This is a genomic window from Roseobacter litoralis Och 149, assembly GCF_000154785.2.
Lineage (GTDB): Bacteria > Pseudomonadota > Alphaproteobacteria > Rhodobacterales > Rhodobacteraceae > Roseobacter > Roseobacter litoralis.
This window is the reverse complement of sequence record NC_015730.1, coordinates 4,153,866-4,170,346: the sequence shown is the minus strand read 5'-3', so window position 1 is coordinate 4,170,346 and position 16,481 is coordinate 4,153,866. Positions and strand designations below refer to the sequence as shown.

The 16,481-nt window shown below is 56.6% G+C and carries 16 protein-coding genes; 4 read left to right on the top strand and 12 right to left on the bottom strand.

The genetic code is table 11. The annotated features are described in order from the left end of the window. Nucleotide 1: 1 nt before the first annotated feature. The 3 genes from RLO149_RS20005 to RLO149_RS19995 all read right to left on the bottom strand — a co-directional run bounded on the left by RLO149_RS20005 (nt 2) and on the right by RLO149_RS19995 (nt 4,675). Nucleotides 2-3,298, bottom strand: coding sequence for a calcium-binding protein (locus tag RLO149_RS20005; protein ID WP_013963900.1), 3,297 nt, complete (start codon nt 3,296-3,298; stop codon nt 2-4). Between the two features lie 268 nt (nt 3,299-3,566). After that, on the bottom strand, nt 3,567-4,271 hold the full coding sequence (locus RLO149_RS20000; RefSeq protein WP_013963899.1) for an RES family NAD+ phosphorylase: 705 nt from the start codon (nt 4,269-4,271) through the stop codon (nt 3,567-3,569). Beyond that, the gene (locus RLO149_RS19995; RefSeq protein ID WP_044025459.1) at nt 4,265-4,675 is read right to left on the bottom strand and encodes an MbcA/ParS/Xre antitoxin family protein; all 411 of its coding nucleotides are present in this window, start codon (nt 4,673-4,675) and stop codon (nt 4,265-4,267) included. Before RLO149_RS19995 ends, RLO149_RS20000 begins: the two co-directional genes overlap by 7 nt. Nucleotides 4,676-4,932: 257 nt before the next feature. On the opposite strand from RLO149_RS19995, the gene RLO149_RS19990 reads away from it, so the two are divergent. Next, on the top strand, nt 4,933-5,778 hold the full coding sequence (locus RLO149_RS19990; protein WP_013963897.1) for a DMT family transporter: 846 nt from the start codon (nt 4,933-4,935) through the stop codon (nt 5,776-5,778). 8 nt (nt 5,779-5,786) lie between these two features. Here RLO149_RS19990 and RLO149_RS19985 read toward each other — a convergent pair whose 3' ends face one another. The 5 genes from RLO149_RS19985 to RLO149_RS19965 form a co-directional block, all read right to left on the bottom strand. Further along, nucleotides 5,787-6,956 carry a phytanoyl-CoA dioxygenase family protein gene (locus RLO149_RS19985; protein ID WP_013963896.1) on the bottom strand — a complete coding sequence of 390 codons (1,170 nt, stop codon included), beginning with the start codon at nt 6,954-6,956 and terminating at the stop codon, nt 5,787-5,789. Nucleotides 6,957-6,975: 19 nt separating this feature from the next. Beyond that, a complete protein-coding gene (iolB, locus tag RLO149_RS19980) occupies nt 6,976-7,785 on the bottom strand; it encodes a 5-deoxy-glucuronate isomerase (RefSeq protein WP_013963895.1) in 810 nt (269 codons plus the stop codon). Then, nucleotides 7,782-8,576 carry an ATP-binding cassette domain-containing protein gene (locus RLO149_RS19975; RefSeq protein WP_013963894.1) on the bottom strand — a complete coding sequence of 265 codons (795 nt, stop codon included), beginning with the start codon at nt 8,574-8,576 and terminating at the stop codon, nt 7,782-7,784. Before RLO149_RS19975 ends, iolB begins: the two co-directional genes overlap by 4 nt. Before the next feature lies 1 nt (nt 8,577). Next, nucleotides 8,578-9,678 (bottom strand): ABC transporter permease, encoded by a 1,101-nt coding sequence (locus tag RLO149_RS19970; RefSeq protein ID WP_013963893.1) that lies wholly within the window; start codon nt 9,676-9,678, stop codon nt 8,578-8,580. A 67-nt stretch (nt 9,679-9,745) separates the two neighbouring features. Beyond that, nucleotides 9,746-10,672, bottom strand: a complete 927-nt coding sequence (locus RLO149_RS19965; RefSeq protein WP_013963892.1) for a sugar ABC transporter substrate-binding protein — start codon at nt 10,670-10,672, stop codon at nt 9,746-9,748. A gap of 157 nt (nt 10,673-10,829) precedes the next feature. Here RLO149_RS19965 and RLO149_RS19960 point away from each other — a divergent pair, with 157 nt between their 5' ends. Beyond that, nucleotides 10,830-11,828, top strand: coding sequence for a LacI family DNA-binding transcriptional regulator (locus RLO149_RS19960; protein ID WP_013963891.1), 999 nt, complete (start codon nt 10,830-10,832; stop codon nt 11,826-11,828). Nucleotides 11,829-12,018: 190 nt separating this feature from the next. Then, nucleotides 12,019-12,282: a hypothetical protein gene (locus RLO149_RS19955; RefSeq protein WP_013963890.1), complete on the top strand. Its 264-nt coding sequence runs from the start codon at nt 12,019-12,021 to the stop codon at nt 12,280-12,282. On the opposite strand, the gene RLO149_RS19950 is transcribed toward RLO149_RS19955, so the two are convergent. The 4 genes from RLO149_RS19950 to RLO149_RS19935 all read right to left on the bottom strand — a co-directional run bounded on the left by RLO149_RS19950 (nt 12,279) and on the right by RLO149_RS19935 (nt 15,535). Next, nucleotides 12,279-12,944: a L,D-transpeptidase gene (locus tag RLO149_RS19950; protein ID WP_013963889.1), complete on the bottom strand. Its 666-nt coding sequence runs from the start codon at nt 12,942-12,944 to the stop codon at nt 12,279-12,281. The two genes, RLO149_RS19955 and RLO149_RS19950, sit on opposite strands and share 4 nt — an antisense overlap. 123 nt (nt 12,945-13,067) lie before the next feature. Next, nucleotides 13,068-13,577 (bottom strand): peroxiredoxin family protein, encoded by a 510-nt coding sequence (locus tag RLO149_RS19945; RefSeq protein WP_013963888.1) that lies wholly within the window; start codon nt 13,575-13,577, stop codon nt 13,068-13,070. A gap of 178 nt (nt 13,578-13,755) precedes the next feature. Beyond that, nucleotides 13,756-14,697, bottom strand: coding sequence for a DUF5666 domain-containing protein (locus RLO149_RS19940; RefSeq protein WP_013963887.1), 942 nt, complete (start codon nt 14,695-14,697; stop codon nt 13,756-13,758). After that, a complete protein-coding gene (locus RLO149_RS19935; RefSeq protein WP_013963886.1) occupies nt 14,681-15,535 on the bottom strand; it encodes a DUF6502 family protein in 855 nt (284 codons plus the stop codon). The genes RLO149_RS19940 and RLO149_RS19935 overlap by 17 nt, the downstream gene beginning before the upstream one ends. Before the next feature lie 128 nt (nt 15,536-15,663). On the opposite strand from RLO149_RS19935, the gene RLO149_RS19930 reads away from it, so the two are divergent. After that, the gene (locus RLO149_RS19930; protein ID WP_013963885.1) at nt 15,664-16,170 is read left to right on the top strand and encodes a fasciclin domain-containing protein; all 507 of its coding nucleotides are present in this window, start codon (nt 15,664-15,666) and stop codon (nt 16,168-16,170) included. Nucleotides 16,171-16,481 lie beyond the last annotated feature (311 nt).

The window sequence follows — 16,481 nt, the reverse complement described above, 5'->3', positions numbered from 1 at the left end:
CCTAGAACGCAAAATCTTCCGCGGTCAGGGAGAAATTGTTCGTGCTGAAAACAGTGACACCACTGGCAACGCCGCCATCATTGGTGAACTCAATTCGAATGGAACTGTCAGAAAGACGGTCCCAATTGAGATCGCCGAGGCTCTGAACAGCGTCCATACGCGAAAAATCTATGGTGTCCGCGCCATCTTGCCAGTCGAGAATCTGCCCACCGCGCGATGTTTCCATGAACAAGAAGGTATCGGACCCGCCCCCGCCGGTCATGTCGTCACGGCCGTTGGTCGACACAAGCGTGTCCGCTCCAAGCTTTCCAAACAAGGCGTCCATACCCTGTCCACCCTCGATCCAGTCGTTGCCGTTCCCACCGAAGAGCGTATCGTTCTGAGCACCGCCAAAAATGAAATCGTTCCCGTCCCCCCCGGTGATGAAATCGCTGCCCTTTTTGCCATGGATGTTATCGGCATTTCCGGTGCCTGACAGCTTGTTGGCACCGTCGTTGCCGACAATATGGTTGGGCTGGTTCAGGATCGGTTCAAAGATATCGACCCCATCGAACACGCCGCTGGCGGTTACTGTGACATCGGATTTGCTGACCTTGTCACCGTAGACTTTGACGGTTCCCAAAAGATCTTCGTCATGTGCGCCGCCACCGGGTCCTTGCTGCGAGCGGATGTGCAGCGTTGAAAAATCACCGCCGCCATCCTCGCCGTAGGTGATCCGCGCAAGTTCGACCGTATGGCCGCGCAGTTCGATCGCGTCACCATCCTGTTTTGAGTAATCCAGCAGCACATCATTACCGCCGCTTGTGACCCAATGGTCATGCACGGCGTCATTTTCACCCGCGACGCCACGCCAGTTGATCGTTCCATCATCCGTAGTATGGCGCGCCAGAACAACATCCGTGGCGTCCAGCAGATAGTTGAAGATGAATTTGTCGCTGCCTTGCCCGCCACTTACCACATCCTTGGACAGGGCAGGGGCCACCGGGCTTGTCACGCGTCCGGCACCACCTGTCTGCGCCGGTCCGGGTTCTCCGCCATCGGCGTAGATACGGATCACGTCATTGCCGGGCCCCGCGTAAACCTGTTGCGCACCGGAACCTATCTCGACCCGGTCCACCGCTAAAATACGGACCGGGGCCGTGATGATTTCTTCTTGGTGTCGCGCGCTTTGGAAAACCTGCGCGCCGCCGTTGTACTCCAGCAGCTGGTCAGCCATCGTCAATCGCTCACCGCCATCAAAAATACCATCGCGCTGTACGGTGATGTCTGACGTGTTCACGCGATCCCCGTAGACTTTGATCGTGCCGAGGGGGTCTTTATCATGCGCGCCGGTGGCAGTGTTCGCCCCTGCCGCTCCGCCGTTGCCTTGCTGGCTGATCACTGTGATGGTCGAAAAGGTTCCGCGCGCGTCTTGCCCATAGGTGATGCCGTCAATTTCGACGGTATGCCCGCGCAACACGATCTTGTCGCCCTCACTTTTGGAATAATCGAGGATTGTGTCGTTGCCAAACCCTTCTACCCAGTGATCATGCACGTTGTCGTTTTCACCCGCCACGCCGCGCCAATTGATATTGCCAGTGACCGATGTGTGCTGTGCGATGACCTCTGCGGTCGCGTTGAGCAGCGCGTGAAACTCGAAACGGTCGGCACCCGCACCCCCGGTGAGATAGTCGTCTGACGCGCCGCTGCCCAGTTTCGGGTTCACCCGCCCGACGCTGCCATCCGTCTGTGCCGGGTCGGGTTCACCCGCATCGCCGTATGAAATAATCCGGTCATTGCCGTCGCCTGCCAGAATGGTTTGCGTCCCGCTCCCGGCGTGAAACTGGTTGCTGTGCAGCGTGCCGGTGAATGTGCTGTTGACGGTCCACGGGCTGTCCAAACCCCACAGCGGGTTTGCGATATCTGGCGGGGTATTGTCCGCAAACCCGTCGCGTTCAGAGGCTTTGATATCCTCAAGCGCGTCGATGCCGTAAAAAACATCTGCCCTTACAGAAATATCCTCCATCGTCACCTTGTCGCCATAGACCTTGATTGTGCCCAGCGGGTCTTCGTCATGGGCGCCGGTTGCAGTGTTGGTCCCGCCTGCGCCCCCGTCGCCCTGTTGGGAGCGTAGGGTGATCAGGCTGAAATCGCCAAGCTGGTCAGCGCCGTAGGTGATGGTCGCGACCTCGACCGTATGGCCGCGAATATCAATGCTGTCCCCATCCTGATCCGAGAAATCAAGGATCACATCCTTGCCAATCCCCTCAACCCAGTGGTCGTGTACATTGTCGTTCTCGCCCGCGACCCCGCGCCAATTCACGGAGCCATCCGCGCGGGTATATGCGTCCAACACATCGTCTTTGGCGTTCAGCAGCAGCCGAAAGGCAAAGGTATCCTGCCCCTGACCGCCGGAGATCACGTCGTTTGACTGCCCCGCGCCAATCGCAGGAGTGACGCGCCCGGCGGCCCCATTTGTCTGTGCCGGATTGGGCTCACCCCCGTCTGAAAAGCTGAAGATCACGTCATTGCCACCGCCGGTATCCACGACCTGTGAGCCCTGACCGATGGTCACACGATCCATCTGTGTATAGGCAGAACCCGTATAGTCGGTGTCATCGGTATTGCTGGCCACGATCCGGGTCACGCCTGCGTTCAGAGGCGCAAAAACACCGTCTGCATGGGTAAGCCGGTCAATGCCGTCATTGGTGCGCTCTATGTCCAGATCCCCGCGAAAAATGCGGTCGCCATAGACCTTGATCTGGCCCAGAGGGTCTTCGTCATGGGCGCCGGTTGCCGTATTTGCCCCGCCAGCCCCGCCATTGCCTTGCTGGCTGAACAAAGTGATCAGCGAATAGGAACCGCCCGCATCTGCGCCATATGTAATACCCTCAAGCGTCATGGTGTGGCCGGATATCTTGATCTGGTCCCCTTCGGCCCTGCTGTAGTCGGTGATGGTATCGAGGCCAAAGCCTTCGACCCAATGGTCATGCACATTGTCGTTTTCGCCCGCGACCCCGGCCCAATCCACCTGACCGGATGGCCAGGTGTGGGTCGTGATCACCTCGGTTGTGGCATTCAGCAAGGCCCTGAATTCGAAAATGTCAGCGCCTGCGCCACCGGTCAGAATATCATCGCCGGACTGCGTATTCGGCGGCGTGACGCGACCCTGCGCACCGTTGGTCTGGGCGGGATCAGGCTCACCGCTATCGCCATAGGAAATGATGCGGTCGTCTCCGGTCCCCATTTCAACGGCCTGCGCGCCGCTGCCGATACGCGCTGTATCATTGAGATTTGTTCCGGTTATAGCGGTGGCCATTTGTTTTCTCCCTGCATTAGGCGGGCTTTCACCCGTTGCGCGGGCTAAGCGTCGATATCTCTTACGGATACAAATTCCCGTAATGCGGGAATTCCTAATTGGCAAATGGGCTCGTTTTGCGAGGGGCGGTTTTTTGCTTGGCTGCGCGGTTTTTCAGCAGTGTAACAGTGGTTTCATGCTCGGGCCGTGCAAAGTTCAGCGGTTCCTTGCTGAAAAACCCGGATCAATGCCAGTCTTCTTTTAAATCTAAGCGGTAGTGGCAGGCGACCTACCTCACCACGCGATAGACATCGCCACTTCCTGCATCACGGACCAGATCGACGCAGGTTCCGTTCCAATGATAATCAAGATGGCGTCCCTGAACCGGTGAATGGGCGAGGTCGGGATAGAAAAGTCCAACGCATTCCCCGTCACCGCGCACACTGGGATAGACAATTCCCTGACTACCCGACGCTCTGAGTTGCGCGGCGAAACCTTGTGCGGGCAGGTAATTGTCGGGATGCAAAAACGGTTGGATGGTTTCGTTCACAGTTCGGATGTCGTGCAGATCTGCATCCACAGCCATGCACAGTTCGCGAAACTGGGATGTCCAGCCCGGTGGTTCAGCCGTGGCCGACATGAAAGCCGCATGATGGTATGTCGTCTCCCTGACAGCAGTTTCAAAATCACTGGCGATGTATAGTACGCCCAGCTTGCCATCGGAAAACCGGCTTGGGCGATCGGTACTGCTATGCGTGAACGGAGCCATCAAGTAGCTTGCACCGGGTCCACCAACACGCCGGTCCGGTGGGATCAGATCAAGGGTGCCGATGCTTTCCATCAGTCTCGGGTTTGTCTTTTGCTCAGCCGAGATCAACAGGGGCCAGTCTTCGGGATCTGCGATGTCTTCGAACAAGTCGATGGGGGGATAGGTGCTGCGGATGATGCGCACGCCACGGGGCCAGTCCACATGCGTGATGGATGGCTCTACCAAGCACCTCTCTCCGCATCCAGATAGCGGCGCACGCGCATCAAGTCCGTCAGTTCACCCCCTAGCATGACCTCCAGTGCGGAGTGTCCGGCAAAGGCTGTGTTCGGGGCCTTGACCCACGCGTAAACCCGGTCCGTGTCCCGGAAAATAATGCGCAGTGCTTTGTGAATGCCAAGGATGTTGGAAAGCCGCGCCTTTGTATCGCGGTCCAACCGGCCAGGCTGTCCCGCCTTCCAGCGACGGTAGGTTCGCACGGGCAGGTCCAGCAGCGTTGCCGCGTCTTCATCCGTGATGGACCACTTGCCAAACAGACGCAGAACGGCGCGCAACATTGCGGCCCCTTCCTCAGCGGTGATCGGCTGCGGCGCAAATTCCTGCGCCTTTGTTTCAAGTGGCTGCAAAGACATATAAACACCTTTTTGGTAACTTATACATAGATTAATGCCATATGGCAACAATATTTGGTTTGAGTACTGCATTGCACATATAAACCAACGCCAAATGGTCAGGGCGTTCCACTCAGAGAGAGCCATCCGCCCTCGATTCCGATAATCTCTTGCAGTCTGTTCTGTCATGCGACAGGTCTAGGCAGCAGAAAGCTAAGGGGCGGAACACCAGCAGTGCGCATTTTGACCAACATCTCTGCCACATTGGACGGCCCGATATGACAGCGTTAGGCTTGGGCCTGATCGCCGCCTTTTGCTGGGGCCTGCACGATATTGCCATCCGTTATCTTAGCCGGTCCGTGCCCTTGTTGGCAGCGCTGTTTGTGGTGCTTTGCGTCGGAGCCTTGTTCCAGCTGACGGCAATTTTGATATTGGGAGGCGGCTTTTTCGTCTCTGGCACAGGCGTTTTGCTGTCGCTGGGCGCAGGCGTTGCCTTTCTGATCGCCAGCCTTGGGTTGTACTATGCGTTCGAGCGGGGCCCGGTCAGGCTTGTTGCCCCGATCATCGCGTCCTTTCCCATTCTGTCGCTTGTTTATGCCGTTGCCAGCGGTCGCACAGTCACGCCCGCGCAGGGCCTCGCGGTTTTGGCGATTGTTGTTGGTGTGGGTCTGGTTGCAGCCTTGTCCGATCAAAGTGACGATGACATTCCGCCGATCAAGCGCACAATTATTCTGTCGCTGGTGTCGGCCTTTGGTTTTGCAACGACCTTCAAACTGGGACAGCTTGCGGCGGATTTATCCGGTGAACTGCCCACAACGCTCATTGCCCGCCTCACTGCGCTGAGCCTTTTGACGGGCGTGATCATGATGCGGCGCGCCACCTTCTGGCCGGGACGCAAAGCGCTGCTGCCTTTGGTGGGGATGGGCATACTTGATGGCGTCGCGCTGTTGTCCGTCTTGTCTGCTGGTAAGATGCCAAATCCGGAATATGCCTCTGTTACCTCGTCCATGTTCGGGCTTTTGACGATCCTGCTGGCCTGGACCTTCCTGAAAGAACGCATGACACCCCCGCAATGGTCCGGCTGTCTTATCGCATTTGCTGGTGTTGGGTATCTGGCACTCTGATCTGTCAGTCAGGCATCTTTACGCGCGTCTTGCGCCGTCAGCGCCGCTTCGAAACGGTGCTGGTTCCAATTTTCGCCAAGCGCTGTTTTCAGGAGATCCTGCTGGCTTGGTGGTGCCAGACCACCCGTGGGCGGGTCATTGTCGAGGTTTGTGGGAAAGGAATATCCCTCGGCGGTCGCCGCAATCGCAGCATGCAATGCAGCATCAGCCAACGGCAGTTCTTTCAGGGACCGGAAGGCAAGCAAACTCATCTTTGTGCGATCAACCGTTTCCATCGCGCGCCCGAAAGGGGAGGAAATCTGCAAAAGGTTCACCATGCGGTGGATGTCACGACTACCGTTGGCTCCCGCGGCATGAAACAGGGCCGGGTTGAAAAAGAGCGCATCCCCCTTGGCCAAGGGCAATTGCACGTAGCTCTCTTCGAAGTAGGCGCGAAAATCATCCCGCCGCCACGCTGCATATCCGGGACGGTAGAGCTGCGAAAACGGGAGCAATTTGGTCGGGCCGCTCTCCAGCGGTGTGTCCCCATGCGCTATCCCGCCCTGCAGGGTCATCAGCGGGGACAGGTCGTGCACATGGGCAGGATAGGCAGCGCTGATTTCAGCTGTCTGAAACCCCAAATGATAGTCACGATGCGCCTGCTGTGCCGACCCACCGGGATGAACGACATTGACCTGCGCCGTCATTTGATACTTCGGCCCTAACCATGCCTCGCAGGCGGCATCAATGGCGGGGCTTGCAAAATACCGCACAAAGACATCCGGGTCTGCCTCGCAGAGTTTTTGCAGGGAATTCCATATCCGATCATTCGACCCTGCGGCCGCAAAGTGATCTGCCGCCCCTCCCTGCGCGGCTTTTTCATCCGCAATGATGCGTTCATAGATCACAGTTGCATCATCAATCGCAGAGGTGTCCGCACAAGCGTTTCGCAATACAATGACACCGGCGCCACGCTGCAGAACCTGCGCCCATTCCGCCATCAATTCACGACGGGTTTGCACAGTTTCCAGCATACCGCCGCGGAGCGCCATGTCATAAACGGGGATATTTTTGCAAACCTCAGAGGCCAACGGCACAGTATCGGGAGTGGTCTGTTGGCTTGTCAGCGAAGCGAAATCGTTCAGGTCACAGTCCGCTTCGGTGTAAAAACCGACGGTACTTTTGGATACTTGGGTCATTGCCATGCTCCTTTGAGCACTAGTCCGCGTCCTTTTGCGCGATCCAGTCGTGGTCAGGATCATTCTCGAACCGCCACTTGCGCAAGGGACCTGCCATCACGTTCAGGTAATACATGTCATAGCCATAGGGCGCGCCGCAGGGATGGTGCCCGCGCGGCACACAGACCACATCGCCATCGCTGACGGCCATGGTTTCATCAAGGCTGCGGTCGTCGGTATAAACCCGCTGCACGCCAAATCCCTGCGCGGGGTTCAGGCGGTGGTAATAGGTCTCTTCGAGATAGGTCATGCGGGGATAGTCGTCTTCGTCATGGCGGTGGCTGGGATAGGACGACCAGTTGCCAGCGGGGGTAAAGACTTCGGTGACCAGCAGGCTGGAGGCCACGTCGCGACCTTCCATGGCGATGTTGTTGATAAACCGGGTATTCTGGCGCTTGCCGCGTGGTGTCAGTTCAATCCCCTCAGGTCCCAAGCGCGCCGCTGGATAATCCGCGATACAAGGTGCGCTGCAGATTGCCACGACGCAATCGGTTGTCGCTGTGGCGGTCCAGTCGCTTTTTCCGGGCACGTAAATGCAATGCGGCGGCGTGCGGTCAAACACCAACATTCGCTCACCCATCTCACCAAAATCGGACCCCGCGACAGAGAGGCGGGCTTTGCCTTCGACCAGGACGATAATAACCTCCCGATCACCCGTTTCCTCTGCCGCAGTCTCCCCGTGAGACAGGTGGTAAAGACCAAAGCCAACATAGCCCCAGCCCGCGCGTTCCGGGGTGATGTCATGCACCTTTCCGGAACGGCCCATTGGTTTGTGCAGGAGTGCGCTCATATGGTTCCGCCAAGCGATCCTTCGAGTTTGGCCATTTCCTGACCGCCCGCCATCAGGTCCTGCAACTCATCCGGTGTGATGTCGCCCCGCTTTGCCGTACCGAGAGTCTTGCCCCGGTTCAGCACGGTGAAGCGATCACCCACAGCCATCGCGTGACGGACGTTGTGGGTGATGAAGACCACGCCGATCCCGTCCTTGCGCACGCGGTCGATGGTCGCAAGAACATTGGACGTCTGACGCACCCCCAGCGCGGATGTGGGTTCATCAAGGATCAGCACCTTGGCCCCGAAATAAACCGCACGTGCGATGGCCACCGTCTGGCGTTCCCCGCCCGATAGAGTGCCAACCGCCTGATCCGGCGCACGCAGGTTGATGCCCATCTTTTTCATCTCGGCCATGGTGATGTCGTTGGCTTCATCCGTATCAAAGCGTTTGAAAAGCCCTGCGCCTTTTGTCGGCTCGCGCCCCATGAAGAAGTTCCGCGTCACTGACATCAGCGGAATCATCGCGAGGTCCTGATAGACCGTGGCAATGCCTGCTTCCATAGAATCACGCGGGCTGGCAAAGCTCATTTCCGACCCTTCGAACATGATCCGGCCTTTGGTGGGTTTATGAACGCCGGACATGGTCTTGATGAAGGTGGATTTCCCCGCGCCATTGTCCCCCAGCAGGCAGTGGCATTCCCCGGGCAGGATGTTGAAAGAAACCCCGGCAAGGGCAATCACATTGCCGAAGTGTTTTTCAATATCTTCCATCTGAACGATGGGTGCGTCTGTTGTTTGCGTATTCATATCAACGCTCCCCCGTGACGCGTTTGCGGATCATGTTGTTAAAGAGAACAGCAACCAGAAGCATGCCGCCCAAAAAGACGAGATACCAATCCTGATCAATGTCCGTGTAGGTCAACCCGATCAGCACCATCCCGAAAATGATCGCGCCAAAGAAGGCCCCAATCGCGGAACCATACCCACCCGTCAGCAGGCAGCCCCCGATGACCGCCGCGATGATCGCCTCGAATTCCTTTTGGAACCCGCGCCGTGCGTCGGTTGATCCGCTGTCGAGCACGGTGATGATGGCCACAAGCGCCGCGCAGGTTGCAGTCACCATGAAGAGGATCAGCTTGACGCGTTTGACCGGAACGCCGGAATTGGAAGCCGCATTGGCATCCCCGCCTGATGCAAAGATCCAGTTTCCGAAAGGTGTCTTTTGCAACACATATGTGGCCAGCAAAGCGATGATGACAAACCAGATGATCTCAACCGGGATACCGGAGACTTTTGGCGTGCCGTTGCGGAAGGTATCGATCATGCCCATCTCTGCCAGTTTGGTGAAAAAGCCGGGAAAGGCGTCGCCCGAAAAGATCGGCGTCAGCCAGTCGTTTTCTGTCGCATCGCGCACACCGCGCAATTGGGTGGATCCATCGGTCGCCCATTTCAGCCCGACCAGAGACAACCCGCGAAAGATAAACAGAAACGCCAGTGTCACGATGAAGGAGGGCAGGCCCGTTGCCAGAACGATCTGCCCGTTCCCCGCGCCCACGGCGGCTGCAAAGATCAGCGTGGCCGGAATGGCGATGATCAGGGGCAGTCCAAAGGTCACAACACAGGCCCCGAAAAACAGACCCGTAAAGGCCACCATGGACCCTACGGAGAGGTCGAACTCACCGCCAACCATCAGCAGGGCCGCGCCAATCGCGAGAATTCCAAGCTGCGATGCAGGGGACATGAAGTTCATAAAGCCCGCGAGAGTGAACATGGCCGGGTCAGCGGTAATCAGGAAAAACACCGTGACCAGAATGACCCCGGCAATCGCACCCAGTTCAGGACGTTTCATCATACGCGAAAAGAAGGACTCTTCCTTTATGCGCTCGTCAACGGCGGCATCTGTGGGCATTTTTCCCTCCCGAAAAATGTATGTATTGAAAAAAGCGGGGCCTTGTGGGGCCCCGCTTTAAGTGCGTTCAGCGAATGCCCTTGGCGGACAACTCAACCACTTGTGCGGCCTTGTCAGCCGTGATCAGGTTTGGACCCGATGGCACATTACCGCCCGGGATCAGACCGTATTGCGCATGCAGCGCCAGAAACGCGACCGGCAGATAGCCCTGCAGGTATTGTTGTTGGTCGATTGCAAAGGCGGCTTCGCCCGCTGCGACGGATTCAAGAAAACCAGCGGAGAGGTCGAATGACCCAACCCGGATGCTGCCTTCACCGCCAACGGCTTTGACGGCTGCAACCGCAGGCTCGCCAGCAAGTGATGCGCCCAGTGCCATAACCGTGTCGATGGATTCGTCGGAATCAAGCGAAGCCTTAACCTTGGCTTCGATTTCTGATGGATCGTTCGTTGTTGGCAGTACGATGACTTCACCACCGAAACCTTCGGCAAACCCGGCGCAACGATCATCAAGCGACACGTTGCCAACCTCGTGGTTCACGCAGAGGGCCTTGGTGCCGCCCATTTCTGCCATCTTTTCTCCGGCGGCCTTGCCCGCGTCGAACTCTTCCTGTCCGACGTGCAGCAGCGCGCCCAGACCTTTGGACACGTTAGAGCCGGAGTTCATGGAAATCACGGCGATACCCGCTGCAACGGCCTTTTCGATGGATGGGCCAAGCGCATCCGCATCGGGAATTGACACCACGATGCCATCGGGTTCCTGATTCACCGCCGCGTCGATCAACTGGCTCATCGCCACCATGTCGAATGTTTCCGGGGCGCGATATTCAACATTCGCACCCGTATCGGCAGCTGCTTTCTCAACACCGTTTTTGACAACGGACCAAAACGGATCAGAGGCCTGACCGTGGCTGACGACAATAATGTCTGTCGCGAGCGCAGGCGTCGCAATGGCCAGAGCGGCCGCGGCAAGTGTGGATTTCAAGAAATGTTTCATTGTTCCTCCCAGAACTGGCAATTTTGAGCCTAAACAAAGGACGTTTTCCTACGCCTTCGGCAGGAAGAAAGCACAGGTTCAATATTTTTGCAACCGGTTGCAAGAAATCAAATCCTGTGATCAGATTGAGCCGTGCTGCTGAGAGTAAAAGGTCGGAATGAGCGTAACTTTAAAAGAAGTGGCCGAACGGGCCGGTGTTTCGCGCTCTGCGGTGTCGCGCACATTTACCGTGGGGGCATCGGTCTCGCCAAAAACCCGGGCCAAAGTTGAGAAAGCCGCAAACGATTTGGGCTATAGCCCCAACGCGCTGGCCTCGTCCTTGACCACCGGGCGCACCAAACTCATCGGTCTGATCTCGAACAATTTTCACAACCCGGTGTTTCTGGAGGTCTTTGACCTTTTTACGCGGTGCCTGCAGGATCGTGGCCTGCGTCCGCTGCTGGTCAACCTTACCGATGAAACGGATCCGGCCAATTCGCTGCGGCTTTTGCGGCAATATTCGGTCGATGGGGTGATCGTCGCCTCGTCCACCCTTTCCCAAGAATTCTCGCTGGCCTTTCAAAAGTCGCAAATACCCGTGGTGCATTCATTTGGTAAATTTGCTCATGCGCCCCGCGTCCATGTTGTCGGCATCGATAATATCGAGTGCGGACGTATGGCAGCGCGCACCCTGATCGCGCGTGGTTACAAGAGGTTGGGCTTTCTTGGCGGCCCGGCTGATGCAACGTCAACAATAGACCGCCGCACAGGTTTTCTGGAAGTGATCCGGACGGCAGATGATGTCACTGTCTCAGATAGCTTTGCCACTGCCTATTCCTTTGACGCCGGGCGCAATGAGATGCTTTCGTTATTGCAGAATGCCCCTGCCGAGGCCTATTTCTGTGGCGACGACGTTTTGTCGATCGGCGCATTAACCGCAATCCGCGAGGGCGGCATGCGCGTCCCCGAGGACATTGGCATCATCGGCTTAAACGACATGGAAATGTCGCGCTGGCAAAACATAGATTTAACGACGATCCGTCAGCCCATCCCTCAGATCATCGACAGCTCGGTCGAGCTGGTCATGGCAATGCTGGAGCAACCTGACCGTCACCCCGAGGCCCGGCTTTTTGCCTGCGAAATCATTGAACGGGGTACGTTGCGCGCCCTGCCGTAGGGGCGGATGGTGGCATCAGGTGAAACTGCGCGCGCGCCGTTATTTTTCGTTCTACATGAGCTGACAATTCAATCTTAACGCATTTTGTGTCAAATTGATCGCAGGACAGGCGAGCAGTTCCTTTAATTTTGGGCTGGTAGTCTGATGTTGCGCAGGTACTCTGCGTACAGAGCGGTTATAGGAAAGAGCTATGAAAAGCAGGCTTATTTTGCTGATTATTGGATTGTTTGGCCTTGGCGCCTGTACCGCTGCGACTGGCGGAAATGCCGGCTTCATTCGAAACCTGCCCGAAGAAATCGTTGCAATGGCAGCCCCGAACCAGGATTTGAATTCGGTTCAGCTGAAAGAAACAGACGGCTGTTACTGGTACCGTCATTCCGGCCCGGTTGAGACGACAATGCTGCCTTTGCGCACCGCCGAAGGGCGGCCCATTTGCACCAGACCGCAGGCCTAGCTGTTTGCGGTTACATAGGATTCGGCAGGATAAAGATGTGCAGTAGCGCCCGGCGACACCTCTTCGTAAAGACCGATGATATGCGCCATGACCATACGCACGCATCCGGAACTCGCCCTGCTGCCGATGGATCTGGGTGACGGGGTGCCGTGAATTCTGAGATAGGTGTCACGGTTCCCTTCGTATAGATACAGCGCCCGCGCCCCAAGCGGATTGCCCGGTCCACCCGGCATTCCGTCGGCAAACTCAGTATAAAGCTCCGGATCGCGGCGGATCATATCAGCCGTTGGCGTCCATTTGGGCCAGCGCGCCTTGCGCCGGATTGTAAAAACGCCCGGTTCATACAGATTGCCCCGCGCAATCGCGACGCCGTATCGCATCGCGGTACCATCGCCTTGAACGTGGTACAAATAGCGCGCAACTGCATCAACATGGATATCGCCGGGCACAAGCCCGCTGTTTGCCTCAACCCGAACGGGCAAAAAGCGTGGATGCAATCCCCACGGGTTCGTCGTGGCAGGGTTGTAATTTGCCGGTGTGACCCGCGCATCCCATGCCGACCAATTGCTGCTTGCCGATGCAGCGGTAGCGCTGGCCGCCCCCAATACTGACGTCGAAAACAACGCCGTAGACGTCTGCAGAAAATGTCGCCGTGTCAGCATCTCAAAATATCCCCTCATTAAAACTCTGTGCGGGTGTAAACCAAAATAATTTACACTGGCTAAATCGATTGTGGAATGGGCAGAAACACGTATCACACAGAAGTGCGTTTCTGCAATTTTTGATCAGGCCGTGCCGCGCACCGGGCGGTCGTTCTCAATGTTGAAGATCATGCCGTCCAGCAATTCTTCAAGATCAGGCCGTGCCGCGGGTCCGTTGGAAATTTCAACTAGCATCAGGGTGCCATCGGGTCGGATTGCAAATGCGCCCGGCTCTGCGAAAACACGATCGGTTTCGGTCTCTGACAAGGGTTCTGACACGTAAAGGCCCAAGGCGCGCATCTGGTCTTCGCTCAAATCGAAACCCAATTCGAAGTTCCAGCCAAATTCTTTTTGATCGTCCAGCGCTTTTTGCCGTGTATCGGCAGAAACCACGGCGACATCCATTCTGTCGGTCCATGCTGGCAATACCGCATTCAGCTTGTTGAGGAACCGCTTGCACCGGGGGCAATGACGTCCGCGATAGACAAACAGCATGCTCCACCTGTCTTTGGGCTGTCCCAGCGTGATCGTTCCGCCATCGACGGTCGGAATTGTTACCTGTGCAACGGCAGTGCCCGGATTTGGTTTAGTCATTGTATTTCCTTTTGAATGCGTCGGTCCGTTACATAGGGTCACCGGTTCAGATGCTGTTTGCACCGACCAGAGTGTGGCGGTTTCAACCGGATACAGCAACCGGGTCTGGCCTGTGCATCACCATTTGTTGAAGGGAAACCGTCCGGTTTGTGCACAGACAGCCCCGCTCCGAGCCCATTCAAATCTCAATAACCGGCCCGTCGAACCCTTCAGAAATACCACGGTTCAGCAATTCGCGCCGCGCAACGATGTCTTCGGGCATAATATATCCTTTGGACGCGCCAAACAGACCGTCATAGCGTCCGAAATACACCGCGCGCCGAGTGCCGATAGACCCGAGGGAAACATCGCGGGCGAAACTATGACCGAGCCCCGCAATCCTGAATCCTGGTTGGGTGTTGATGGGTTCGAGATACCCTTCAACGGACAGGTTTCTCAGACTGGTGGCACGGGCAAATCGTCCATTCCCGATACTCTGGACATTAAACCCCTCGTCGTGGGAGGTTCCCATAACTGCCGCATATTGCCCGGTCATGAGCCTGACCCCTTGTGCGTCAAGGCGCACGCCGCCAATCCCGTTGATGCCCGCGTCCACAGAGGTGATGGTGCCCGCGATCAGATCTTTTTCCATCACTGCCGGGTCAATCCGGCTGGCGATGACACCAGATGCAGACCACACACCGCTGACAGCGACGCGAGTACCTGTCAGCGTATGGGCATGTACCGCATTGGGCGCTCGCACGGAAACGCCATTCACATGCAGAGCGCTCTGATGCGCGCGCAACGTGCCGATTAAAAGATGGTCGACAAAGACATCCTTTGCCACAAGCCTGTCACCACGTCGCTGTGCATAAACTGTCAGGGACATGCCCGGCACCAGAGCGTCGAGTGAGGTCGCGCCAAAGCTGGTGGTGTATCTGGTTGCGCGGGTCACATCGACCGTGACGCCATTGATCAGCAGACTGCCAAAACCCGTGAGAACGCCAACGATACCGGTGCCTCCGATGCCACCCTCAAAGGGATCATTGCCGGCGCGCGTGACCACGGCCGGTGCGCAAGAGGCCAAAAGGACTGTCGACCCCAGAAGCGAAAGGATGTCCCTTCTAGTTTTCTGTCTCACTTGTTTCGTCCTTTGGTTTGGATGGATCAGCGCTTGATGGTTCTCGGTAAAAGTAAACGCCTAACCGGTATCGTTCCTTTGCTCCCGTCCCATCTTGGTCGGTTTGCTGCAACACACTGCTTTGTGCATTGAGCGTCTCGAGCATATTTTGCGCCAGTTGACCTGCGTGTTCTTCGATCTGGTCCACAGACGCGGGCGACAACCGATTGTAAAACACGGCACGTTCCAGAAAGGGCGCATCATCCGAAAGCAGGTTTTGTGAGGCCGCTGCAAGGTGATCACCAACATTGGCGGCAAAAAACACCAGTTTGTCGTGATCAGACCTTGGCCCTGTGAACGCACCCTCACTTATCCTCAACAGTCCGTCGGCGCTTTCATGGACCAGATCCTGTCGGGTGAGTTCGTCAAGAATCGTGCGCGGTCGGATGTCCGTATTGATTTCGCGAACGAGCGCTTCGAAGTTCGGACTGTTATCGGATGTCTTGGGCAGGCTTATGGGCTGGCCTGTGTCATCCTGATACTCAGGGCGCGTCATCCATTGGCTCAGGACTGTCGCGAAAGTCGCGGATTTGCCGCGCGCCGTTTTCCACGCATCATCATCGCTTGATAGAATGGTACGCACATCCCGACGATGGACTCCGGTCAAAAGCGACACCCGACTGTCTGTCGGGGCCGCGCCGCCAAGGCGAAACTCCTCATAGGCGACATCGACATAAACCGACTTGAGCAACTTATAAAATGCAGGGGCTGTAACGCCGCGACTGATCAACGTGCGCACAAGCGGGCGCATCAGCCCTTTGAGCAGCAGCAAAAACCCATCTGATCCGGTCGCGTTCATCACGTGAGACTACCCAGTGTAAAAAAATTCCACAAGATCGTTGATTGTTGAAGTATGCGCGTTATTTGGTTTTGTGTGAAAATTACACACACACTGTTTTATGCAGTTGGAATGAAAGGAAATGACGAATGGTACACATGATTTCACGGCGCGGCGCGCTGAAAGCAGGAGTTGGCTTTGCAGGGCTGGCGGGTCTGTCGGCCTGCGGCATGACGACAAGCAGGACACCCGATATTGTTGATACGGCTGTGGCCGCCGGATCGTTCACCACGCTTGTTGCCGCGGTCCAAGCCGCAGGACTTGTCGAGACGTTGAAATCTCCCGGACCCTTCACGGTCTTTGCGCCGACCGATGAGGCTTTTGCTGCTTTGCCAGCTGGTACTGTTGAAAACCTGCTCCTGCCTGAGAACAAAGATAAGCTGGTCCAAATTTTGACCTATCATGTCGTTTCAGGTCGGATTCCGGCGGCTAACATCATCGGCAAGCGCGGATCCGTTGCCACCGTCGAAGGCAGCGATCTGCACTATGACGGCCGTAATGGCGTCAAGATCAACAAGGCGACCGTGATCAGCCCGGATGTTATGGCGTCCAACGGTATCATCCACGTCATTGACGGTGTTTTGCTGCCCAGTTGATCAAGATATGACCCTTTTGGCTTAGCACAGGATGCCTTTGGGCCAAGACGTCAAAATAATATGCCAGTGCAATGACACGCTGAGGGCAAATGACTGACCCGCAAGTCTTTGTGGTTCAGTCCGCTCCTTGTAAAAAAGCGGGCATCATGACAGCTATTTTTTGCCGAAGCCTCCGTCTGGGGCTTCGGTTTTTTTTAAGCGAGCGTGCAACGTCCCCTCTTACAGACCATTGAGATAGCGCAGGGCGCAGAATCTGTCTTCTGTTCGAAAGTCTTTGGCAAGGGATCGCAACTTTGCGCATGCGTCCGGGG

Bases quoted from the DNA above. Each gene is read 5' to 3' on its own strand.
- RLO149_RS20005 (WP_013963900.1), bottom strand. From the start codon at position 3,298: ATGGCCACCGCTATAACCGGAACAAATCTCAATGATACAGCGCGTATC.
- RLO149_RS19995 (WP_044025459.1), bottom strand. From the start codon at position 4,675: ATGTCTTTGCAGCCACTTGAAACAAAGGCGCAGGAATTTGCGCCGCAG.
- RLO149_RS19990 (WP_013963897.1), top strand. From the start codon at position 4,933: ATGACAGCGTTAGGCTTGGGCCTGATCGCCGCCTTTTGCTGGGGCCTG.
- RLO149_RS19985 (WP_013963896.1), bottom strand. From the start codon at position 6,956: ATGACCCAAGTATCCAAAAGTACCGTCGGTTTTTACACCGAAGCGGAC.
- iolB (WP_013963895.1), bottom strand. From the start codon at position 7,785: ATGAGCGCACTCCTGCACAAACCAATGGGCCGTTCCGGAAAGGTGCAT.
- RLO149_RS19975 (WP_013963894.1), bottom strand. From the start codon at position 8,576: ATGAATACGCAAACAACAGACGCACCCATCGTTCAGATGGAAGATATT.
- RLO149_RS19970 (WP_013963893.1), bottom strand. From the start codon at position 9,678: ATGCCCACAGATGCCGCCGTTGACGAGCGCATAAAGGAAGAGTCCTTC.
- RLO149_RS19965 (WP_013963892.1), bottom strand. From the start codon at position 10,672: ATGAAACATTTCTTGAAATCCACACTTGCCGCGGCCGCTCTGGCCATT.
- RLO149_RS19960 (WP_013963891.1), top strand. From the start codon at position 10,830: ATGAGCGTAACTTTAAAAGAAGTGGCCGAACGGGCCGGTGTTTCGCGC.
- RLO149_RS19955 (WP_013963890.1), top strand. From the start codon at position 12,019: ATGAAAAGCAGGCTTATTTTGCTGATTATTGGATTGTTTGGCCTTGGC.
- RLO149_RS19950 (WP_013963889.1), bottom strand. From the start codon at position 12,944: ATGCTGACACGGCGACATTTTCTGCAGACGTCTACGGCGTTGTTTTCG.
- RLO149_RS19945 (WP_013963888.1), bottom strand. From the start codon at position 13,577: ATGACTAAACCAAATCCGGGCACTGCCGTTGCACAGGTAACAATTCCG.
- RLO149_RS19935 (WP_013963886.1), bottom strand. From the start codon at position 15,535: ATGAACGCGACCGGATCAGATGGGTTTTTGCTGCTGCTCAAAGGGCTG.
- RLO149_RS19930 (WP_013963885.1), top strand. From the start codon at position 15,664: ATGGTACACATGATTTCACGGCGCGGCGCGCTGAAAGCAGGAGTTGGC.